Origin of the sequence: Nocardia carnea NBRC 14403 (assembly GCF_000308515.1) — a bacterium.
Classification (GTDB): Bacteria; Actinomycetota; Actinomycetes; order Mycobacteriales; family Mycobacteriaceae; genus Nocardia; species Nocardia carnea.
This window is the reverse complement of sequence record NZ_BAFV01000052.1, coordinates 23,400-44,229: the sequence shown is the minus strand read 5'-3', so window position 1 is coordinate 44,229 and position 20,830 is coordinate 23,400. Positions and strand designations below refer to the sequence as shown.

General features: G+C 62.6%; 19 protein-coding genes. 5 read left to right on the top strand and 14 right to left on the bottom strand.

Going from position 1 to position 20,830, the window contains the following annotated elements; genetic code table 11:
- Positions 1-3 precede the first annotated feature (3 nt).
- From ON22_RS18155 to ON22_RS36750, 6 genes are all read right to left on the bottom strand, one after another.
- Positions 4-3,501 (bottom strand): helicase-related protein, encoded by a 3,498-nt coding sequence (locus tag ON22_RS18155; RefSeq protein ID WP_033241300.1) that lies wholly within the window; start codon positions 3,499-3,501, stop codon positions 4-6.
- Entirely contained in the window at positions 3,498-5,201 is a 1,704-nt protein-coding gene (locus tag ON22_RS18150) for a nuclease-related domain-containing DEAD/DEAH box helicase (RefSeq protein WP_033241301.1), read from the bottom strand. The genes ON22_RS18155 and ON22_RS18150 overlap by 4 nt, the downstream gene beginning before the upstream one ends.
- Positions 5,198-6,715, bottom strand: a complete 1,518-nt coding sequence (locus ON22_RS18145; protein WP_033241302.1) for a DISARM anti-phage system protein DrmE domain-containing protein — start codon at positions 6,713-6,715, stop codon at positions 5,198-5,200. The genes ON22_RS18150 and ON22_RS18145 overlap by 4 nt, the downstream gene beginning before the upstream one ends.
- Positions 6,712-7,341, bottom strand: coding sequence for a hypothetical protein (locus tag ON22_RS18140; RefSeq protein WP_255218539.1), 630 nt, complete (start codon positions 7,339-7,341; stop codon positions 6,712-6,714). Before ON22_RS18140 ends, ON22_RS18145 begins: the two co-directional genes overlap by 4 nt.
- 436 nt (positions 7,342-7,777) lie before the next feature.
- Positions 7,778-8,902 (bottom strand): DNA cytosine methyltransferase, encoded by a 1,125-nt coding sequence (locus ON22_RS18135; RefSeq protein WP_081595661.1) that lies wholly within the window; start codon positions 8,900-8,902, stop codon positions 7,778-7,780.
- A 236-nt stretch (positions 8,903-9,138) separates the two neighbouring features.
- The gene (locus tag ON22_RS36750; protein ID WP_156052186.1) at positions 9,139-9,816 is read right to left on the bottom strand and encodes a hypothetical protein; all 678 of its coding nucleotides are present in this window, start codon (positions 9,814-9,816) and stop codon (positions 9,139-9,141) included.
- 1,245 nt (positions 9,817-11,061) lie between these two features.
- On the opposite strand from ON22_RS36750, the gene ON22_RS18120 reads away from it, so the two are divergent.
- Positions 11,062-12,360 (top strand): restriction endonuclease, encoded by a 1,299-nt coding sequence (locus tag ON22_RS18120; RefSeq protein WP_063820602.1) that lies wholly within the window; start codon positions 11,062-11,064, stop codon positions 12,358-12,360.
- 5 nt (positions 12,361-12,365) lie between these two features.
- On the opposite strand, the gene ON22_RS18115 is transcribed toward ON22_RS18120, so the two are convergent.
- The gene (locus ON22_RS18115; RefSeq protein ID WP_033241307.1) at positions 12,366-13,019 is read right to left on the bottom strand and encodes a DUF4352 domain-containing protein; all 654 of its coding nucleotides are present in this window, start codon (positions 13,017-13,019) and stop codon (positions 12,366-12,368) included.
- A gap of 825 nt (positions 13,020-13,844) precedes the next feature.
- On the opposite strand from ON22_RS18115, the gene ON22_RS18110 reads away from it, so the two are divergent.
- Positions 13,845-14,357 carry an OsmC family protein gene (locus ON22_RS18110; RefSeq protein WP_033241308.1) on the top strand — a complete coding sequence of 171 codons (513 nt, stop codon included), beginning with the start codon at positions 13,845-13,847 and terminating at the stop codon, positions 14,355-14,357.
- Positions 14,358-14,416: 59 nt separating this feature from the next.
- Here the strand turns inward: ON22_RS18110 and ON22_RS18105 are convergent, their stop codons facing one another.
- Positions 14,417-14,662 carry a hypothetical protein gene (locus ON22_RS18105; protein WP_156052187.1) on the bottom strand — a complete coding sequence of 82 codons (246 nt, stop codon included), beginning with the start codon at positions 14,660-14,662 and terminating at the stop codon, positions 14,417-14,419.
- A 242-nt stretch (positions 14,663-14,904) separates the two neighbouring features.
- Positions 14,905-15,777 (bottom strand): sigma-70 family RNA polymerase sigma factor, encoded by an 873-nt coding sequence (locus ON22_RS18100; RefSeq protein WP_033241310.1) that lies wholly within the window; start codon positions 15,775-15,777, stop codon positions 14,905-14,907.
- A gap of 163 nt (positions 15,778-15,940) precedes the next feature.
- Here ON22_RS18100 and ON22_RS18095 point away from each other — a divergent pair, with 163 nt between their 5' ends.
- On the top strand, positions 15,941-16,378 hold the full coding sequence (locus tag ON22_RS18095) for a DoxX family protein (RefSeq protein WP_033241311.1): 438 nt from the start codon (positions 15,941-15,943) through the stop codon (positions 16,376-16,378).
- Positions 16,379-16,472: 94 nt separating this feature from the next.
- Here the strand turns inward: ON22_RS18095 and ON22_RS18090 are convergent, their stop codons facing one another.
- The 3 genes from ON22_RS18090 to ON22_RS36745 form a co-directional block, all read right to left on the bottom strand.
- Positions 16,473-17,528: a serine hydrolase domain-containing protein gene (locus tag ON22_RS18090; protein WP_033241312.1), complete on the bottom strand. Its 1,056-nt coding sequence runs from the start codon at positions 17,526-17,528 to the stop codon at positions 16,473-16,475.
- Positions 17,525-18,055 carry a PadR family transcriptional regulator gene (locus ON22_RS18085; protein WP_033241313.1) on the bottom strand — a complete coding sequence of 177 codons (531 nt, stop codon included), beginning with the start codon at positions 18,053-18,055 and terminating at the stop codon, positions 17,525-17,527. Before ON22_RS18085 ends, ON22_RS18090 begins: the two co-directional genes overlap by 4 nt.
- Before the next feature lie 164 nt (positions 18,056-18,219).
- Positions 18,220-18,396 (bottom strand): hypothetical protein, encoded by a 177-nt coding sequence (locus ON22_RS36745; RefSeq protein WP_157170416.1) that lies wholly within the window; start codon positions 18,394-18,396, stop codon positions 18,220-18,222.
- Positions 18,397-18,406: 10 nt separating this feature from the next.
- On the opposite strand from ON22_RS36745, the gene ON22_RS18080 reads away from it, so the two are divergent.
- A complete protein-coding gene (locus tag ON22_RS18080; protein ID WP_033241314.1) occupies positions 18,407-18,754 on the top strand; it encodes a TetR/AcrR family transcriptional regulator C-terminal domain-containing protein in 348 nt (115 codons plus the stop codon).
- A gap of 51 nt (positions 18,755-18,805) precedes the next feature.
- Here ON22_RS18080 and ON22_RS18075 read toward each other — a convergent pair whose 3' ends face one another.
- Together ON22_RS18075 and ON22_RS38035 are read right to left on the bottom strand one after the other, a co-directional pair.
- On the bottom strand, positions 18,806-19,285 hold the full coding sequence (locus ON22_RS18075; RefSeq protein ID WP_051157761.1) for a GNAT family N-acetyltransferase: 480 nt from the start codon (positions 19,283-19,285) through the stop codon (positions 18,806-18,808).
- Positions 19,286-19,335: 50 nt separating this feature from the next.
- Entirely contained in the window at positions 19,336-19,818 is a 483-nt protein-coding gene (locus ON22_RS38035; protein ID WP_051157760.1) for a hypothetical protein, read from the bottom strand.
- 183 nt (positions 19,819-20,001) lie between these two features.
- On the opposite strand from ON22_RS38035, the gene ON22_RS18070 reads away from it, so the two are divergent.
- Positions 20,002-20,799: an SDR family NAD(P)-dependent oxidoreductase gene (locus ON22_RS18070; RefSeq protein WP_033242181.1), complete on the top strand. Its 798-nt coding sequence runs from the start codon at positions 20,002-20,004 to the stop codon at positions 20,797-20,799.
- Positions 20,800-20,830: the final 31 nt, after the last annotated feature.

The window sequence follows — 20,830 nt, the reverse complement described above, 5'->3', positions numbered from 1 at the left end:
TGCTCACAAGCCGTCCTCCATGTCGGCGTCAGCGTGGGCGTACGCTAGCGAGATCGCTAGGCGGCACTCGGCATCGACGTTGCGCATGCTTGTCGGCACATCCCAGATGGGAGCTTTGCTATCAAGATCGGGAAGTGTGCCGGCGTAGCGCATCAACCCCTGTTTGGGGTCGCCCCAAGGCGCGGCGTTGGCGTCCCAGCCGGTGCGCTCCCATCCGTCCCACTGCCGGGCGCGTTTTTTCGCCATCCGCTCCAGGACGGGTATCTCGCCGCTATCAGCGACCAGTGCTCTTTCCCGCAGCAGTTTGATCGCTGCGTCGTACTCGGTCGCCGGGAACGGGTATGGTGAGAGATCGTTGGGAGCGGTCTGGCGAACGTAGGCCACTGCAGCCGCGTGGAGCGCCCGGCGCAAGACAGGTGTCGCGAACGGCGTCACGGAGGTTGGCTCCACCTGCGCGTACAGCTGCTGGTGATAGGTCAAGAACCGCTCGTAGTGACTGCGGTCGCGCGGTTTGGCTGCCCCATAGATCGTGATGACCAACCCTGGGCTGACATCGGTGCGCCGGCCAACGCGACCACTGACCTGGATGTACTGCGCCGTAGTCTTGGGTTGACCGATGATTGTCATCAGGCCGAGGCGGTCGATGTCGACCCCAACCTCGATGATGTTCGAGGCGAGGCAGATGTCGATGGCGTCCTGGCCTTCTTGACCCGGCACGTAGCGTACCTGGAGTTGCTCAATCGCCTTGGGGATCTCGTCGGAGCGTCGCCGGGAGGTGAGTTCCATCGTGCGATTCGGCCAGCGAGGATCGATACCGTCCCGGCGGACAAGTCCAGTCAGGTAGTCAGGGACGTCGGACTGCAATAGCGAGACCGTGTTGCCCAACTCGCGCAGAGAGTTGAGGAAGTTCAAATTCGTCCAGTAGCCATCGCGGTCTTCTGCAGGAACTTTGGTGGCCCCCTGCAATGTAGCGGCGGCAACGCGGGATTGAAGGGTCTGCATCGAGCCGAGCGAGGCGCTCATGACTCCTACATAACGGCGGCCCGGCTCCAGCGACCCGTCGGCCTGCCGGGCAGGCTCGGCGAAGAACGATCGGCCTTCCTCCAGACCGTGAGGAGGGAAGAGGGCGACGTTTTCCCGTCCGAACAGGCCCTTGATCTGGTCTTCGTACCGGCGGATCGTCGCCGTCGAGGCGATGATCTTCGGTGGGATTGCAGTCTCTTCTCTGCGGTCTGTGCAGAGTTCGTTGATGACCGGCTCATAGAGCCCAACCATGGAACCGAGCGGCCCGGAAATTAGGTGCAGCTCGTCCTGGATGATCAGGCCAGGTGGCGATGCGATTCGCTCTCCGTGGTCGTCGAGACCGAAGAGGTTCCGCGCCTCGGAACGCCAGGCCATCATGGCGAACTTGTCGACGGTGCCGATCACGATCGAGGGACGTACCTCGTAGATGTCGTCGTCGACGACATGGACAGGCAAACCGGAGCGGCGGGAGTACCGGCACTGAGAGTCAACGCAGCGCAGCACGACCTTTTTGCCGACCTGCTCGTAGCCGATAACATCCTGCCCACCTTTGCCTTTCGGCTTAGTGCCCATCTGTGCGCCGCACCACGGGCAGCGCAATAGGAGGAAGCGATTCTGCTCCTGGGGATTGCGACGGAGTTGAGTGAGGACGTGGACAGCCTTCTTCCAGCTGTTGGGGGTCGAGGAGCTACCGACCCAGATCCCGATGGCGAACGGAGATTCGCCCAATGCCTCTGAGTGACGGTCGCGGATGTCTTCCAGTACGCACACCAGCGAGGATGCACGCAGAAACTGCTGGGCCGTCAGGAGGCGCAAGGTGTAGCGCATCAGGGTGTCAGTGCCGGCGTCCTGGGGGTCGCGGAGACGCCGCGCCAGCAAACTGATCGCACAGGCACCGAGATACGCCTCGGTCTTTCCGCCGCCGGTCGGGAAGAAGATCAAGTCGACGAGCGGGCGGGTCTCCCGGCTCCGGTCGACCAGTTCCGGGAGGGTTGCCAGGATGAAGGCGATCTGGAAGGGACGCCAAGTTCCCCTGCCGCTGGGGATGTCTGGCTCGGGGTGGGCTCCCTTGACCCGTAGAACGTCATCTTTGCCACGCTGGACCTCGCGCAGCGGGAAGTTGGAGCGCACCTGCTGATAGAGCATCGCTTCGTTTGCCCAACGGAAGGCTTGTTGGGCGGTCTCGTCCGATCCCACCAGTCCCCAGCCGGTCTTCATTCGCCGTAGGGCAACGTCTGCCAACCCCATATGCCGGTCGGCGGCGGCCCGGAATCGCTTCGGCAGGTCCGCGATCTCCAACTTCCGAGCTTCAATCCATTCTCCATAGAGTCGCAGCACGGTCTCGACCTGCGTTTGTCCCTCAGTCGTGCCATCGGCGAGTTCCTTCATGCTGACAGTGACTGCCTGCCGCTCACCGTCGGCGTTGAGCAGGTACCTACCGCTTCTATCGGTGAGATAGATGCTCGGTGTCAGGCTGACTACTTCGTAAGCCGGCAATGCCACCGCTCTGATATGCGGCACAGGCGATCCGCTGCCGCCTTCCCATTCGGCAGCGCATCCATGTCCGATGGCGAAGGTGCGCTTGTTTCGGTAAAGCAGCTCGATCGACTGCTCTTCATCGTCTTGGTTGGGTAGCTCGACCTCGGGATATGGCTCGACAAGGAGACCGTTCTCGGCGCTGACGGTGAACCCCATCTGGAACAACGCACTTCGCGGACCGGTGCCCATCACTTGATTGACCACGGCGACGGTTACCAGACGGAGCTCGGAATCGTTATCCCCAGGCACCGGACGGCTGAAGACTTGTGTTGTGGGCGCGATGCCGGGTGCATCTCCTTCAGGCCTGGTGTCTACGATCTTGAGCCGGTGGGTCTCGCCGATAAGGACGCGGCCCGGCACGGAGCCCACCAGGGTGAACGGGCGACGACGCCACCAGTCGACCGGCTTGGAAAGTCCGGGAATATGGACGCTGAGGCGCTCGTAGTGGGCGCCTGTCACCGCGATCTTGAGGGAACCGTTGGTGGGCACTCGGCACTGAAACGAGATCGCTATGGCAGAGGGCTTGAAGCTGTTGGCATCGGTGAGGTCGAAGTCGTCGGAATCAGCTTCGTCGTGGCGTAGCCGCCCTTGGATCTCAACCGGCCGACCCTCGGGATCGTCTTCGCTGTGCGCCACGCCGGCGAACCCGATGAGGTCATTGTCTTCGTCACTGGGCTCCCCGATCGCCGACCCTCCAACGGCGGCACCGCTGTAGAGCACGCCGATGCCATAACGCGTGAGTGGCGATCCGATCGTCAGGATCTCTTCCAATGTGATGCTGTCGTGGAACTGTCCGCGGCTCTCTTCAGCTGTCGAGAAGGAGATCGTTCCGCCAGAGCAGTCGACCGGCTTCCCAGCGGGCTCCTCACCGCCGACAGGTCCGAAGAGTTCGCGCCTCAGTTCGTTCTCGATGATTGTGCGGGCCTCGAGTCCACTCATTCGGTTCCTCGTATCGCATTCCGGAGCGTGGTTGTTTCGATGAGAGCAATAAGACGGTCAGTCGCACGGGTGAGCCCGATGTAAAGCAACGAGTCGAAGCTGTACGTCGTCTGGGCTTGATGGAGGTCAGTCACGACGACGGCTGGGGCCTCCAGGCCCTTGAATGCATGAATAGTGGAGTACTGCACCTGCCCTGGCCGAGCCGGAAGTCCGTCGGCGGGCTTCAATATCTGCCGCAGCCACGGGTCGTTGGTGCTGGCTGCGGTCGAGCCATCCTGCTGCGGACTCAATACCATGATCTCGTTCAGCTCGTAGCCCTCGTCCTTGAGGCCGCGGACAGCAGCGGCCAGCCATGCCGACTGGTCATGCCCTGATTGGTACTGGCGGAAGAGCGGGTCAATCCCATCGTCGAATCGCCGGAACCGCTGGTAGCCGGGTTGGAGGTGGCTGAGTAGGTTCACTTGATAACCGATGCGTGGCAAGTTGCGGCAGTTCTGCGTCAACTTGTGACTGGAGAGGTACGGTGAGCGCGCCCAGAGCAGTTCCCGTCCCCCGTCGTTCTCGAAAATCGCCTGGCGCTCGAAGTCACCGAACAGAAGCAGACGACCTTCCTTCAGGCCGCCCGTGACCATGAGGTCCAAGACATCGAGGTACTGCTCGGTGGCGATGTCCTGGATCTCATCGACGATCAGGAAGTCGCTTGTCAGCGCGTCGCCGCCCTCGATGAGCGCCTCCATCGCCCGTTCGGGCAGCTCTTCATTCCAGAAGTCAGAACCCGCCTGCTCAGGGGCACGCGTGAGCCCAGACAGGCGGAGCAGTTCCTGATGGAAGGTACCGACAGTCAGGCCAGCCAATCCGGCCATATCGCTGGAGAGGCGCTTACCGAGGAGGCGATTGAAGCACAGCAGCCGGCCCTTATTGCCCGTCAGTACCTCCCGTCGAGCGGATTCCATTGCAAGGAGAGTCTTGCCCGATCCAGCTGGACCGGAGAACAATGCGGCCCGGTTTTCGCTGGCTGCATCGAGGGCAAGGTACTGTTCCTCGATGAAGGTGATCAGCTGGGATTTGCGAGCGCGGCGACGATCACCGGGAACAGTGGTCATCTCGAATTTGGGACGAAGCAGGCTGGCGATCCGCTCAGCAGCCTCCGCGTCCGGGCCGATGGCGCCAGAGGCGAAGTGCTTTCTCTTTTCTCTGAGGTGCCTTGTGCCGAGTGCGAGTGTGCGGAGGACCGCGTCGGGAGCGGATTTGAGATCTTCGGAGTCCAGCACCTGCCAGTCGTGCCATTCCGGGCTCGGCGAAAGCATAGTGCGGGCCCGGATGCTGGTGAACCAGACGGCTGAGAGCATTGGGATCGACCGCAGGTCGGCCCTCTTCGACTCTAGATAATTGCGCAGGCTGTACATGCCTTCTCTTGATTGCTGGAAGGGCCCCCGAGAGGTTGGGGCATCCTTGCCGAGCTTCCAAGTGCCGTCGCCGCGGCGGCTAATCGACCGGTGTGACTTGATCTCGATGAAGACGATGCCGGTGTCGGGGACGATCACAACGAAGTCGGTTTCGCCCTCGACCTGGCGGACATGGTTGGCAATGCCGAGCGAGTGGAGTACGAGCCAGCCATCTGTGTCACAGCTCTCCTGCAATGCGGCGTATAACGCCTTCTCACCTGGTGGGGCATCGTCCGGGCAGAAGGCAGGCATCATTCGAGCCACTGTCCACTCCGATCTTCAAACAGCACCCGCGCATCGTGCCGTGACACGATCTCGGGATAGGGTGAAATCGCCAGGACACGAGTCGCTAGGATTCCCCGGAAGCCCTCGGCCTCGACGTCCAGACTGAGGTGCCCAATGGTCTTCAGCGCTGACAGATCAGCAGCGGAAACTGCCACCTCAAGCTGCTTCCCGATCCTTGAACTTGCCTGATAGAGCATCTTTCGCAGCCAGTTGGCGTGGCCGAAAGACGGCTGTACGGGAATCCCGAGCCACTGAAGCAAGCGGTCGAAGTCTCGGTCGCTGCTGGGGCGAATCAGGTTGGGATCAGTCCAGGCGCGTGCTCGGTCGGCAGACTTGACACCTGAAGCCTGGAGCTCCTTGACGACCTGACGGTGGCCGAGGCTCCGAATCCTCCTGGCGAGGAGGTCCTTCCATAAGGCTTGGGTGGCCTCGACGGACCCGCCCCGATGGCCAAGTTCGGCGATGGCGGCGTGGTAGAGCACGCCGCGTTCGGTTACGCCTTGCCGGAGCAGCAAGTGGGTGCCTCCGCGTACTGCCGCGACTTCGGTGTAGGTGACCCGCTCACCGGCAGGCTGCTCAGGATCCAGGGATCGGATGCGCTCGCCGTCATCGAGCCACATTGCCAGGTTGCCGCTGAGTAACACCTTGTGTGCGACAACTTCTTCGCTGGTGGGTTCACGGTCTTCCGACCGGCGGTTGCCCCACACGGGATGCGGCAGTAGGACATCCTCGTCCGTCACCTCGGTCGGTACGTTGTATTCCGGCTCGGCGGTGTCGCCCTCGGTGAATGGCTTCGCCTTGATGCGGATAGCACCTTCGGCATAGGGGGCGAGAGCGGAGCATGGCACGCTGTGGTCTTTGAACCAGGCGGGGAACAGGAAGCTGACATCATTGGTAAGGGGTGCGGTGACCAGTGATGACCGGAAGAATTTCGGCGGACCGACAACGTACGCCTGGTCGCGTTCGGGCTGGTCACGCTCCAGTTCACCGGGAGTCAGCACGAGCAGGTCGTGCTCCTGCAGCCACCGCTCCAGGCCAATTTGGGCCGACTTGCTAGCAGCGACAACAACGCACGTTCCTGGCCCGGCTTCGACACAGTCGCGTAGAAGTGCGTTTCCGACCGTCGAGTTTCTTTCGACCACACCCGCAGCGGACGCGTCAAGCTCGTTGAGCAGGTCCTGATCGTCTACTGCTCCACTCAGGCGCTGGGCATAGCGTCTGACTTCCTCTGCTAGATGAATTAGTCCTGGGTTGAACTCCAGCGGCTGCGGCTGGGTGATCAGCCGCCAGCGCATCGCCTTCGATGCGCCAACCAAGTCATCCCACACCCCCGGCCCGTCATCACGCAGCGCGACCATCAGTCGTTGGACTGCGAGATTGAACCGAGCACCGCCGGGGTCGCCAACGGTGAGGATCTGCACGCCGTTCCGGAAAAGAGCAGCCGAGGCATCGTAACGCTGGTTCAGGGAGCTAATACGACTCATAATGCCGCCGTGAAGGCGAACGCCTCGACACCCGTGGGTGGGCGCCAGCCCAAGTCGCTGATCACGACAGGCTCTCCGCGGGTATTGCGCATCTGCACCAGGATCTCTGCTGCGGTCTCGTCTGCAACTGATCGGTCTAGGATGCAGATAATCACAGGCGTTTCGATCTCGGCCACGTACTTGATGGCGCCACCTCCGTCGAGAATCACCGTGCGTAAGTCCGTCGGCAGCGGGAGATGGTCGGCGAGCCTGGCGGAGGAGAAGATTCGTGTGAACCACGTTGCGACGCGGCCCATTTTCGGCATCAGCAACGCCTCGATAGAGCTCGGCGGGATGTGGTCGCCCTCTTTGCCGAGACATGCCTCGAAGTCCTCCTTCAACCATGTCGCGGTGCCGACGATGGCGAGGTCCGCGGCCGGCTTTGCCAGCCGGGCGTCCCAGGTGCTGTCGAGTAACGCCATGTGCTCGAGACTTCCGGGCTCGGGGCGAGGCGCCTGCTCGGGTTGTTCCAGCTCCGGCAGAGGTGCAACTGCTTGGATGCTGTCGACCCGCCACAGCGAACCGGCAAACTGAGCACGGGGCGGATGCACTGTTTCGTTCAGCGAAGAGAAGAATCCGGTGATCACCTGACGGCTGTTAACCGCCCGGAGGGGTTGTCCTGGCTCCAAGGCGCGCAGAGCCACCAAAGGTTCAGCGAGCACAGGCGCCTCGCTCGCCAGGACCCAACCACAGCCGATCAGAGCCGCCGCAAAGTCCCGCTTGGGAACTGACAACGCGATGACCAACTGACGGCCGGCAACTTTCTGTGAATATCGCGCCGCCCGAGCGCCTAGTGCCAACAGCGGCCCGATCCACGGTGCCGCCTGACCGGGTGCATCAGCAGATTCTGACAGCACGAGCTGGACTGGTCCACCCCTAGGAGAAGCCATGACAGACACCTTTATCTAGAACTCGCCCCTACACGTTGTTCGTGCCTGCCAGCCTAGTGAGTTTCACCGAATTATGGTGACGTCTTGTTGTTTTCGGTGTCTGGACACGGCCCTCCAGGGTACGCATCAGGAGTTACGCGCTTAGCGCCTCACCGGTGGCCGACTTCCGATTTGCCCGTTGCGTCGCGCGCTCTATCGCTGTTGCAAGCGACTGCGCGAGGGGTGGTGGAACCGCGTTTGAGACCTGCTCCACCTGGGACGAGAGCGTCCCTTCGAGAACGAAGTCGTGGGGGAATCCTTGCAGCAGCATGGCCTCGTAGATGCTAAGACGACGACGACCATCGGGATGTACGTGGATCTCGCGGTGACCGTAGGCAACTGTTGGACTGGGCTTGTGCCACTCCAGTCGACGGAAGCTTCGGCCGGCGCGGTCCGCGCCGCCGGGCCGGGAGAACCGCTTGGACACGGGCCGCATAGTCCAGTGGTTCTCGTGGTGGGGGATTGCTGACTTGTCGAGGTCACGAGCGAAGAAGGCAGGGTCTGGAAGGGACCCGATCACCGAGTGCACCGTGAGGTTCGTGGCTTCGACTCTTTCCGGCTTGAAGTTCCGTGCGACCATTTCGTCGCGGAAACCTGAGATGATCACGCGGTTCCTGGTCTGGGCGACACCGTAATCGAGAGCGGAGTACTCACTGACGTCTGGAGTAAGTCCGATCTCCTGGAACTTCGAAAGTATGCCGTGGAACGTAACTGAGTGCTTGGCGTCACGGATGCCGAGCACGTTTTCGAACAGCACGAACTCGACGGTGTACCTATCTTGGAGTGCCTGAACGATCTGCAAGTACAGGAGTGGGAGCCGATTGCGAGGATCGTTCGCCGAAGATCCGGTGTTGGCTCGAGAGAAGCCCTGGCAAGGCGGACCTCCGATGACACCGATCGAGTCTCCCGGCTCGAGTAGGCCATCAAGGTGTGCGAGCACTCCATCGGCGCCGAGTTCCTCGAGATCCGCCGCGACCGAGACGGTGCCCTTGAAGTTGCGGCGATGAGTCTGAATGGCTGCGGGCGACAGATCGACCGCGAAGGTCAGGGGGAATGACGCCCGATGGAACCCTAGATCCAGTCCGCCAGCGCCGGAGAAGAGGCTAACGATCTTAGGTAAAGTATCCGACGCCGTCCCGGTAAGGTGTTCGTCTGGTGATTGCCGGGAAGGGGGCCTGGTTGACTCCCGCTCGACTGGGGCAGGGACGACGCGGTTCATGTGTTCACCTTAGCGACCAATGGCGGTACACGGATACAGACATAGGGACGTAGTGTCCATCCGGCGGTCTCGAGAATGCTGCTGGCTGGTCCGACAGGGTTCGGGTGGTTCTCTGGCGTTCAACTGGCTATTCAGGACTCCGGTAGCCGTGATTGCGTGGTCGGTGCGTGGCAATCTGCGCCGTTCGCTGGTGTCTTCAGCGTCATGGCGAATTACTGTAAGTAGCAGCCCGTAAACTATGACTCGTCATCATGCCCGTCGACGAAATTGTCCCACGCGAGTGATGGATGGAACTTGGCCGGAATAACGACGGTTGGATCGACCACTTTTCCGAAGTTATCGACGAGAGGGTTAACGCCCATCCGGATCGGCAGGGTTAAGCCGACCGCAATCGCTTCCTGCGCTGTCAAGATGCGGGGAATCCGACGGGGGTCAAAATTCTCAGTAGGCGATAGCCAGTGCAGGGCACCAGGGAACCACAGCCTCGGTTGGCGGCTGACATCGAGTGTCTGTGAAAGCATCTCCTCCCCCTCTGTCATGGAGACGAGGAAAAGATGGCCACCCAGCCCAAAGGCCACATGCGCCACGTAGGTGCCATCGAGAAAGACCGATTGGTGGGCGCCTGCCTCGAAAACGTAATGGGTGCACCATCCGAGCTGTATATAGCTGCCTCGTGGGACGCGTCGATTATGGTGTGCGTCTTCAAACATCGAGTCAGGCGCGTGGCCGCGTGGGCTGATACGAGTACGTATCAAGGCGCGGATGTATGCCCAGAATCCAAGATTCTTCAGTTCGTCGGGATCGACCAGATCGAAAGGGAAGTGTGACAGTTTTTGTAGTATTGGTGTGACGGCGTTCTCCAGGTCGTTCAGCCAGCCCGAATTGCACTGCTGGCATACCTGGTTCAGGGTCATGTCGAACTGCGAAATAGGTCGAGTGTAGACGGTGAGACTGTCCCGTGTCTGTGCGGAAAAAGTCAGTCCCGAGGCTTCGTGGTGTGTCCCCTTGAATGCGCGACGGAAGACGTGCTCACGGGAGCGTTTCCCAGTTGTTGTTCCGCAGAATAAACATCGTTTACGGGGAGTGGCCTCCGCGGCCACTGCGCGGTAGTCGGTCATGCGTGGGTCACTTCTGTGCCGTGGCTCCTGTGGATTCCGTGGTTAAGGCCGATGAGTCGAGGTGCCTCATCGGCGACAGTAAGTTCGGACGCTGCTCCCGGGTGACGACCCCGTATCACAAACGATTTCCTCGATATGATCGAAAAGTAGCTGTCGCAAGCTGGTTTCAGCGCTGGTGCCCACCACTGGAGTCTGCCAGATTCGGTGGACTCCTGTCGGCATTGGGTTTGTTCCGGTAGCACGGCACAGCGCATCATCGGCGTATGGAACGCCTCGCAGACATTCCCTTTGCATCCGATGCGGTTCTCGCAGCAGATCGGTATCCCGGCTCAGACGACGCTTCCGGTTCGTCGATGCCGCTCAAGCGTGGACCACGGGTACATCATCCGATCCGTCATGCTAATGCGTATGGATTTGTATCCATCCTGCGGCGAGGAATTGGGCGAACATGCTCTGCGGCAGTCTCTGCCCGAGGGGCATTGCACCCCGCGCCCGTCGTCTGGTTCGCGAACTTCGACGATGTTCCTCATGCCGTCGGCTCCCACCGCGCGGTGTCGGATCTGATAGGCCCTTGGATGATGCTGGCACCGATCCCACCACCGACTATCTCTTCGATGGGATGCCGAGGGCGCTTCCGGAACCCGGGATTTTACTCTCGGGCCCAGAGATGCGGGCCGCGCTGGAACGACAGCTGCGCATCGAGGTCGGACACGGCCACCCACTGTTCGGCAAGCCCGTGACCACCGTCGCTCGGTGCTCCCTCTGCGACGAAGTGTTGTTTAGCATCGAAGATGCCCCCCGCCTGGGTTCCCCGCGCTCCACGTCACCTGGCGGCAAATCCCCGACACGCCGCCATGGCCCCGGGCCGAGCGGTTGGCTGTGCCATCGGCGGACGGCCTCACCGGACACACGCACTGACCCGTAACCAGTAGTGTCGTGACGTCATCATCCGGATAGACGCCAGCGCCATGTGCTCGATAGGGATCCTGATGGACTTCGGATTCTGGTATCCCAGCGTAGGGGCCTCTACGATAAGCAGCCATGATCGGTTCCGAGGCCGCGGTTGCCTTCGATGCACTCCGGGAGGCCGATTTGCATATCGACCGTCTGTACCTCGGCGGCACCGAAGGGACGGCGGGGGACGATGCTCTGGCTCGGTTGCTTCCGGTTGGGAATCAGGGCGGATTCCGGCCCAATGGTTCGGTGCGGAAGAAGGCTGTGCGACTGGTGGCCCTGTATACCACCGGGGCAGAGCCGGACTGGCCGGACCACCTCGATCCAGAGACCGGAATATTCACCTACTACGGAGACAACCGCGAGCCCGGCTCCGAACTGCACCACACCAAGCGGTCTGGCAATCTGCTCTTGCGGGATGTCTTCGAAGCGACCCACGGCCTGCCCGAGGAGCGGGCAGTGGTGCCGCCGTTTCTCTGTTTCGAGAAGGCCGCGCCGGGTCGATCTGTCCGGTTTCGAGGACTACTCGCCCCTGGTACCGAAACGATGACATCGGACGAGGACCTGTCCGCTATATGGCGCCACACGAAGGGATCCCGGTTCCAGAACTATCGCGCGTTCTTCACCGTCCTCGACGTGGGGATAGTGCAACGCAATTGGTTGACCTCGGTCCTGGCCGGGGAACCCACCATCGGCCCGGGGTGTCCTGAGCCGTGGAGGGAATGGGTCGAGGGGCGCGTATATCGCCCGTTGGTTGCACCGTCGACATTGACTATCCGGACCAAGGAGGAGCAGCTTCCGGACGACCCTGCGGGTTGGGAGATGCTGAGGATGATCCGCGCACATTTCGAAGGCAGAGAGACAGACTTCGAAGAGTGTGCAGTGGCGATCTGGCGCATGATGGCACCGGCCACCGGGAAGTGCACGGTGACACCTCCATCTCGCGATGGCGGACGCGACGCAGTCGGCGCCTACTTGCTCGGTCCCGGCGCCGACCGGGTCGCTGTTGAATTCGGACTCGAAGCGAAGTGCTACCGGGAAAACAACAGCATCGGCGTCAAAGAGATGAGCCGACTGATTTCCCGGATCCGGCACCGGCAGTTCGGTGTTTTCGTGACGTTGTCCTACTTCGCGAAACAGGTATATGAGGAAGTTCGTGAAGACGGACACCCGATAGCCATGATTTGTGGACGCGACGTGGTTGACTCTTTACGGCAGAAGGGATACAGCGACCCTGATCGCCTCCGGAAGTGGTTGGACGAGGGGTTTCCGAAGGGCAAGCATATCGATTCGACCCTCGACCTCGGTAGCCCGTTAACAGTTGATAAAAGCATCTTCGACGGGGGCAGGTCGCCGTCGGCAAGTAATCAGACGCAGCGGTCCTGAGCAGGCTATTGCAACGCAACCTTCGCGCCGCCGGAGAACATCGAATCATGGAACTCGATCGCCGCGGGCTGAGCATCCGCGGGGATATCGAATGCGATCACCACATCCAGAGAATTGCCGGGGTTGATGTCGGCCATCATGACACCGGAATCATTGACATTCATCTCGGCCATGGTGTCATTGGTGAACTCGCGACCCTGAACATCGATGAGTTTCTGGTTCTCGCCGAAGTAGGACTGAGGCTGGTCGCCTGTGTTGGTGACCGTCGTATATACGAGCACGTATTGGCCTTGGGCTTCCGTCTGCATGTATGGGTTGGTGCCTGCCACCGTCAGTCCTTGGTCGACCTTGGTGACAACGAACTCGAACTTGCCATCCCGGACCGCTTCGCCTGCCGGTGCCTGGTCGGCTTCCGGCTGACCACCACCCTCGACTGCTGCTTCAGTGGGTTGTCCAGGCGCAACACTGCTGCTGGTTGATTCTTCGACGGCATTATCGAATCCATTGACGAGAGCGATGCAGCCCGCCAGACCGCAGAACGCGAGCGCGCCCACCAAGAACAGCAGGGGCCATTTGGCCTTCTTTTTCGGTGGCTGTGGCGGTGGATACGGGGATCCGTAGGGATACTGAGGCGGTGGTGGATAGGGCGGGTTGGTCATGATTTCCTCGTATCGGCTGGTTCGATCGGTTGACGCCGGTGAGTTGGTCGGGGCAGATTGCGATTGCAACGACGGAATTGAAACCTCTTACACACGCAGGTTTTTCAACATCGGCCTGGGGCTGTCGTATGAGGTATCTGCCAGTTGGTGGGCACGGCTATGTGTGCAAGTTCTGACGGGTTCATACATTCGGGCCGATACATTCGCCCGATCGATTCGGGTGTTGCGGCGGTGAGAAGGCAAGGGGGTATCCAGCATGGGCAACGGGGGACTCCTGGGAGTGGAAGAGAGAAAGAATCTGGTGCTGCGGGATTGTTCCGTTTTCATTGAAGCCCGCTGCTGAATGTTATGCACGGCCCGTCAGTTTTGGAAAGCTGTTGGCCGGATTGTTTTCCGGTAAACTTGCTATCCGATGGTCGGACGGGGTTTTGTTCCCGAATTGTATCGCCGGCAGCGTGCGACGTTACCGGGTTGTTTCACTCGGCGTGCGCCGTTTGGGCGTCGACCGCAGCGACTGTATTCCATGGAACTTTCATCGCTCTCGCAGCTCGTAATGTTTCACAACCTTCGCGAAGAAAATAGCTCCGGTAGGAGGACATCATCGATGAATAGCGGGTACCTGCTCCGGTCGACTGCCGGGCCGCGAGCATGATGGCCCCGTGGAGTCGACCACACGCTGGCGCTCGGTCGCCCGACTGCGCTTCGACTTCACTACCTGCTCTTGCGGGATTGAGATCGGAGTCCGGATGCTACCGACAGTGCCGATTCGCATCACCACGAGCACAATTATGGTTTCGGTGACCACCGGAACTTAACGTCACGACCATGACAGCCGGGACTTCCTCGCTCAACGACATCACCGCCTCCACCGCCGACGCGGTCGCACAGGATCCGGCGAATGCCGCGGTGGTCTTCCGCGCATCGGGGATTCCGCAGGGCACGGTGGGTAGCGCTATCACTGCGGGTGCTCATGGGCTGCGGGTGGACGAACCGCCGGCGCTCGGTGGTGAGGGCACCGCGCCGAACCCGGTGGAGGTGTATCTCGGTGCGTTGATCTCCTGCCAGATCGTCACCTACCGGTTCTGGGCGCAGCGGCTGGGGATCGTGGTCGAGGATCTATCGATCGAAGCCGAAGGGGATCTGGATATCCGCGGGTTCTTCGGTCTCGACGAGCGGGTTCGGGCCGGGTTTCAGGCGGTGCGGGTCCGGGTGAAGATCACCGGGCCCGAGACCTCGGAACGGTATGCGGAACTACAGGCGGCTGTCGATGCCCACTGCCCGGTGCTGGACCTCACCACCGGTGCGACGCCGGTCGAGACCACGCTGGAAACAGCCTGATCAAGGCTGTCGTCGCTGGGCGGCGGTGCGGATGATGCCGCACCGCCGCGGTCACGAAATCAGTTCGCCTGGCAGACGAACATCCATTCGGTGCCGTAGTGCGCGGCGGACTCCTCGTCCAGGTGCACCCACTCGTAATGCCCCGCCACGCCGCCACCTGCCGTGCACGGGTCGCCGACCTTCTTGCCGTCCGGCGGGGCAGGCGGGCCGGGCTGGGTAGCGCCCGGGAGCCCGGGGAGATCGGCGCTGCCGGAGGGGAGGGCGGCGGCGGTGGCCCCCGAGAATCCCATGACTGCCAAGGACATTGCTGCGATCACGCAGGCTTTCTTCATAAATGCGTCTCCGCTCGACGTTCGTGCAGGGTCGGACCTGTGACCGTTGGTCGCCGGGAAGGGGCCGGGAGCGCGTCGCCTGCGTCCGAACCGGCCGGTCGTAGGAGCCGGTGCCAGGGTAGTGCCGGGGCGAGTGTCTGGCGAACCGGTGCGTCCACACCCGAATCGCTTCGACAGACCGCGTGCCGAGTCACCGGCGGTGGTTTCGGGCGGGCTCATCGGTCGCGCAGGTCCATGGCCTCGATCCGCTCCGGATCCCCGATCATCGCTATACCGGCGATCTTTCCCTGCCGGACGGTGAAGGTGAAGACGAATCGTGGCCGGCCGCCGACCCGCCAGACCGCACCCGGCTCCCGGTCGATCAGGACGGGCCGGGCACCGCGGGCGCGGCCGTCGAAGGTCCGGGCCACGGGATCGGAGCCGACCACTTCGGGCGCCGCCCCGGCTGCTACGACAGTAGCGTCGGCTCGCAGCACCACGTCCGGATCGAGTAGCTCGAGCAGGGTGGCGAACTGGCCCATACGCGCGGCGCGAAGGAAGGCGTCGACGATTTCACGGCGTGCCGTGAGGTCGGTACTCGGGGGCTGATCGTTTCCCTGGACCCGGCGCCGTGCGCGGCTGGCGAGCTGACGGGTCGCGGCGCCGGAGCGGCCCAGGATCGCGGCGATCTCATCGAACGGCACGGCGAACATATCGTGCAACACGAAAGCCAGCCGTTCGGCCGGAGACAAGGTATCGAGAACGACCATCAGTGCCGATCCGACCGAATCGGCCAGTACCGTTTCCTGCTCAGGCGACATCGTGTCGGCGCGCTCCGCGCCGTCGTCGACCGCTTCGGATCCGTAGAGGTCCTCGCGGCGGCTCCTGCGGCGCTGCAAAACATTCAGCGACACCCGCGACACCACAGTGGTGAGCCATCCGGCCAGATTGTCGACATCGGATACGTCGGTTCGGCTGTTCAGCCGTAGCCAGGTTTCTTGAACCGCGTCCTCGGCGTCGGCGGCCGAGCCCAGCATCCGGTAGGCCACTGCGCGCAGGTGTGCCCGGTTTCCTTCGAACTCCATGACCAGCCGATCGCTGTAGTCCATCCGCCACCTCCTTCTCACGAGGTCTGTCGATAGGTATGACCTCCCGGACCCGGCTGATGTGACATGGCGGGCAGGTCGAGCTGTCACATTCGCCGGATTCGGACGGTCAGACAGGCAGCGGGAAGATCCCGTGTCCCGTTCGAGCTGCTTCTGGAGGAGCGAAATGACTGATCGCCGCACTGTGTCGAACTGGTTGCGCACCGGCTTCTACTGGTTCGTGGCCGCTGAATTCTTCGTAGGGTTCGCTACCAAATTCTGGTCCGGGGAGACGATGTTCGGGCCCGCATATTCCGAGAAGTTCGCGGATTGGGGTTTCGACCCGAATATGCGTTTCGTCGTCGGGGCGATCGAGCTGATCTGCGCGATCCTGCTGGTCATCCCCCGGAGACAGGCCAGATTCCTTGGTGCCGCGGGGCTGGTGCTGGTGCTGACCGGCGCGGTGACCACACACGTCATCGATGATGGACCCGTTTACCAAGAGGTCTCGGCTCCCTTGCACCTGGTGATCATGCTGGGTATCGCGGCGGTGAACTGGCCGGCCGATGTGCGCGAACTGTTCCGATGGCGGCGGCCTGCTGTTTCGGACGCCGCCACCGGGTGACCAGACAGGACTGTCGAACCGTTCCCGGCCGGGGAGTCTTCGACCTGACCGGCTCCGCGGGGCAGCAGGGGGTCCTGATCGGGTGTTGCGGGTGTCAGGAGAATCGGGACACCAGTCGTAGCAATAGGACGTGGGAGAGGCTGACCGAACGCATCTGGTTGACCGTGGCGGCGAGATAGAGATCGCGGTCGGGGACGTGGTAGAGGACGGTGCCGAAGGCGCCGGCGTGGCCGATCATGGGTGGGTTCGGTGCGAAAGGGTTCTGCCAGCGGGGCTGCTGGTAGCGCATCATCCCGATGCCGTAGTGGATGGGGATGACAGGGGAGAACACCGAATGCCACCGTGCGGTCATTTCGGCGAGGTATGCGGAGGGGAACAGGTCGCCGGCGATGAAGGCGTGCAGGAAACGCACCTGGTCGGTGACCGTCGAGACCACCGCGCCGTCGGGTGGGAACGAGGCGATCGTCTTCGGAATACGAAGTCGGGTGCGCCCGTGCCGGATCGTGGCGACCTCGTCGTAGCGGTCCAGGGTGCGCGGGGTGAACAGCCAGGTGTGTTGTAGATGGAGTGGTTCGAGGATACGGCGGCGCAGTGCGTCGTCGAAACTGCCGGAGGTGGCGACCTCGATGATCCGCCCCAGGAGTTGATAGTTGGTATCGCAATACTGTGCCCGGCCCGGCGTCGACGGGGCGAAACGGCTCGGCATGCTCCTGGCCGTTTCGAGGTAGTCGTCGAAGGTTCGCGCGATATCGACACGGAGCATTTCGTCGGCCATCGTTGTGCCGTCGGGTCGTTTCTGCTCGTAATAGTCCGGGATACCGGAAGTTTGGGTCAGCAGTTCGCGCACCGTGATCGCCGGGCCGTAATCGTGGCCGTCGTGCACGACGAGTCCACGCATCGTGTCGGCGCCGAGAATATCGGCTGCGGGGGTGTCGAGGCTGAGTGCCCCCTCGTCACGAAGCTGCATGATCATCGCGGCGGTGTAGAGCTTGGTGATGCTTGCGATGAAATACGGCTGATCTGTGTTGCCGTAGCTCCAGGTGAACCCGGTGGAGGGCTGTTCGATGGCGGCGCTGAAACCCGAGACTGACGGTTTGGTGGCGTAGCGTGCCGCGAGGCGATCGAGCCGGGTGGTCAGGGTCGTGCTCATGGGGTGATCCGATCCAGTCGTTGTTGTGCGGCGTCGAGCCAGGCGATTTCGGCCTCGGCCACGGTGATTCCGTAATCGAGCGTGGTGAGTCGGAGTGCCTGCCCGATATCGGCCGGCTCGTCGGGGACCGAAATCGCCTGCAGTGTTGCCAGATACTCGTTCAGTTCCTGCCGGCGTGTCTGCAGGAGGTCACGAATGCGGTCTGGCGGCAACCTGTCCGCGAAGAACAAACGCACCAGGAACGGATCCCGCGTCGGTGGGGTGCGCAACGGTGAGGCGAGCCAGGAGTCCAACTCGGCCGAACCGAGATCGGTGATGCTGTGGACGTGCATATTCGGACGCTCCTCCTGCACGACCGTGCGGCGGGAGGCCAGTCCGCTGTCCACCAGATCGGCGAGGGTGCGATACACCTGCGACTGATCCGATGTCCAGAAATGCGCAACGCTTGCGTCGATCACCTTCTTCAGCTCGTAGCCGCTCATCGGCTTGATGGAAAGGAGGCCGAGAATCGCGTGCCGCAAGGACATGCATAGATGTTAACGCACATATATGTGATGTCCAATATGGAGGAGCTGGGCTTTCGGTGTTCGAGGCGCGGCCGTGATGTTCGTGCCGTCGGTACGGTGCCACCTCGGACTCTCGGCGCCGCGGATGGTCTGGTCAGGCGTTCGGATCCGGGGTCGGTTCCTCGTCAGAGCTTCGAAGCATGCCCTGTTGCTTCGCCCGGCCGCCCGTAATCCGGGAGCGTGATGGACTCGGTCGCGGTGAGTCGGTGGGGACGCATCCCGGCCCACAGGCCGAACTCCACCAGTGGAAACAGCACGCGTTGTGATTGCTCGTGCCCCTGGTTCTTACGGGTAGTGACCACATTTCCTCCGGTGACTGCGCCCGCGCTGCTCGCCGATGTCGAACGTGTCTTTGCCGCGCTGGTCGATGCCGGCCTCGGGCCGATCCAGGCTTACCGCTCATTTCAGAGTGTCACCGGGCTTGTCGAAGGACTTTCCGCATTGCGGACGAGCGCCTCGGAGGCCGATGGCAACGGTATGACGAGCCGGTGGAAGACCCTGGAAATCCCGGCGATCCTCGAGCGACTCGGACGGAAAGAGCATCCGGTCCAGTCCGCGCTCCTCGAATCTCTCGACGAGGCGATGGATGTGGACTCGATGTTCGAGTTCGGTCTCGCGCGACTGCTCGACGGAATCGAGCAGGTAGTGGAGCAGGGGTAGCTCGGCCCCGAGGCGAGGCCTCCGCCCACCCAAACGGGCGGATTCAGGGTCTCAGTCGAGGTCTAGGGATGCGGTGACGGCGTCTCCGCTGACCGTTGTGGTGGCACCGGCGAGTAGTCTGCGCGCCGCATGGTTGTCGACGGTGGTCTTGGCGACCACTCGCCGCGCGCCGAACCCGGTGGCGAGTTCCCGCAGTCGTTCGGCGACCACCACGCCGACCCCACGCCCACGATGCGACCGGCCGATCCAGACGCCTGCCTCCAAGTCCTCGTGCCGCGGCTCCAACCGGGCGGCTCCGACAATCGACTCGCCGACCGAGATCAGATACGTGTACTCCGACGGCTCGCCGGCGCGCAGTGCCCTGCCACGGTGGAACTCGAGAAATGCCTGTTTGCGGCGGTCCGTCCACCCCGGCTCGTCCTCTACCGGCGTCATCACCTCCAGCGGATCCGAATCGCGGACCGCCGCGTCGAGCAGCAAGACAAGGTTGCCCTCGGTGAGCGGTACGAGCTCGACCGGTCCGGTATCCACGGCATCGAGCCTGCCATGCGAGGCAAACCTGTTCAACAGTATTTCGTTGCCTACCTCTTCCGCAGCATCGGCGGTGTTGCCCGTCTGTGCAGGTACACCACCCAGAGCGTCAGTAGCCAGAAGGCGGTCACAGCGCCCATCACCGAACAGATCCACACTGCCGAAAACGCGCGGCCGCCGCCGGGGACGAAAACCTCGTCCCGCCACGACCCGACGTCTATCGCTCGCCATCGAGTTCCGACATCATCGGGCCGCAAGGAGAAGTCGCGGCCCGCAAGTTTCACGTGCTGTCGTCCTCGTTCGCCGCTGTCGGGAACGAAGTGGCCCCATGCGCGGCACTGCGTGTCGTGACACGACACTTCGGTTACCGTCCAGATTCCCGGGCGGCCGTCGCCACCACGGGCGGCCCACGCATCCGGGACGTGGGTTCCGATCAGGATCAGGAGCAGCACCGCGGTGGGGCCGATTGCCCACAGCCACCACTCGCGGACCTTCCTGACCAGCGCCGTCCGTGACAATCTCGATCTGCTCATCGCCGTTCCCCTTCCAGCCGACCGACATCCACTGTGATCAGCTCGAGCACAGTTCGGCGAATCGGCAGCCCTGGATGAGCGTCTAGGAACATCGGGATACGAGCCGCAGCTTCATCGGCAGGATTCCGTTCGGCGTGAGTCGGACCGGGTCCTGATCGAGCAGTCGTTGCTAGCGTGATCGGCGTGGATCTGGAACTCGACGGTAAACGGGCGATAGTCACCGGCGGCAGTAAGGGGATCGGGTTGGCGATCGCCCGCGGACTGGCGGCCGAAGGTGTGGACCTGGTGATCGCGGCCCGGTCGGCGGGGCCGCTCGAGGCCGCGGTGCGCGGCCTGGCCGAGGAGACGGGGCGACGGGTGATCGGGGTGCCGACCGATACCGGTGACGACGACCAGGTCCAGAACCTGGTCGCGCGGACCGTCGAGGAATTGGGTGGGGTCGATATCCTCGTGAACTCGGCCGCCACACCATGGAGCGCCGGCGCGCCCACCGACCTCGCCGCAACCACCGACGACGTGGTCCGCCGGGAGGTCGAGATCAAAGTGCTCGGCTACTTGCGGACCGCACGCGCGGTCGCGCCGCATTTCATCGCCCAAGGTTTCGGGCGGATCATCAATGTGAGCGGTCTCGGTGCGCGGCAGGCGAATTCGATCGCTCAAACGGTTCGCAATGTGAGCGTCGCCGCGCTGACCAAGAATCTGGCGGACGAGCTCGGACCCAAAGGTGTCAATGTGACGGTCGTACACCCGGGGATAACCCGGACCGAGCGCCTGACCGAACGGCTTACCGCGCGCGCTGAGAACGAAGACACCACGGTCGCCGCGCTCGAGGCGGAGCTCGCGAACAACTCCGTGCGGCGGATCATCGACGCCCGCGAGGTCGCCGATGTGGTGACATTCCTGGCCTCACCGCGCAGTATCGCCATCACCGGTGACGCCGTCGCGGTCGGTGGTGGGGTGCCGGGGCCGGTCTACTACTGACCACCGGACAGCCTGCCCCGGGCGTGGTCCG

Coding starts and splice junctions, on each gene's coding strand:
- ON22_RS18135 (WP_081595661.1), bottom strand. CDS start 8,902: ATGAACCGCGTCGTCCCTGCCCCAGTCGAGCGGGAGTCAACCAGGCCC.
- ON22_RS18105 (WP_156052187.1), bottom strand. CDS start 14,662: ATGTCCTTGGCAGTCATGGGATTCTCGGGGGCCACCGCCGCCGCCCTC.
- ON22_RS18115 (WP_033241307.1), bottom strand. CDS start 13,019: ATGACCAACCCGCCCTATCCACCACCGCCTCAGTATCCCTACGGATCC.
- ON22_RS18145 (WP_033241302.1), bottom strand. CDS start 6,715: ATGAGTCGTATTAGCTCCCTGAACCAGCGTTACGATGCCTCGGCTGCT.
- ON22_RS38035 (WP_051157760.1), bottom strand. CDS start 19,818: ATGAGCAGATCGAGATTGTCACGGACGGCGCTGGTCAGGAAGGTCCGC.
- ON22_RS18155 (WP_033241300.1), bottom strand. CDS start 3,501: ATGAGTGGACTCGAGGCCCGCACAATCATCGAGAACGAACTGAGGCGC.
- ON22_RS18095 (WP_033241311.1), top strand. CDS start 15,941: ATGACTGATCGCCGCACTGTGTCGAACTGGTTGCGCACCGGCTTCTAC.
- ON22_RS36750 (WP_156052186.1), bottom strand. CDS start 9,816: ATGACCCTGAACCAGGTATGCCAGCAGTGCAATTCGGGCTGGCTGAAC.
- ON22_RS18120 (WP_063820602.1), top strand. CDS start 11,062: ATGATCGGTTCCGAGGCCGCGGTTGCCTTCGATGCACTCCGGGAGGCC.
- ON22_RS18090 (WP_033241312.1), bottom strand. CDS start 17,528: ATGAGCACGACCCTGACCACCCGGCTCGATCGCCTCGCGGCACGCTAC.
- ON22_RS18150 (WP_033241301.1), bottom strand. CDS start 5,201: ATGATGCCTGCCTTCTGCCCGGACGATGCCCCACCAGGTGAGAAGGCG.
- ON22_RS18085 (WP_033241313.1), bottom strand. CDS start 18,055: ATGTCCTTGCGGCACGCGATTCTCGGCCTCCTTTCCATCAAGCCGATG.
- ON22_RS18110 (WP_033241308.1), top strand. CDS start 13,845: ATGACAGCCGGGACTTCCTCGCTCAACGACATCACCGCCTCCACCGCC.
- ON22_RS18100 (WP_033241310.1), bottom strand. CDS start 15,777: ATGGACTACAGCGATCGGCTGGTCATGGAGTTCGAAGGAAACCGGGCA.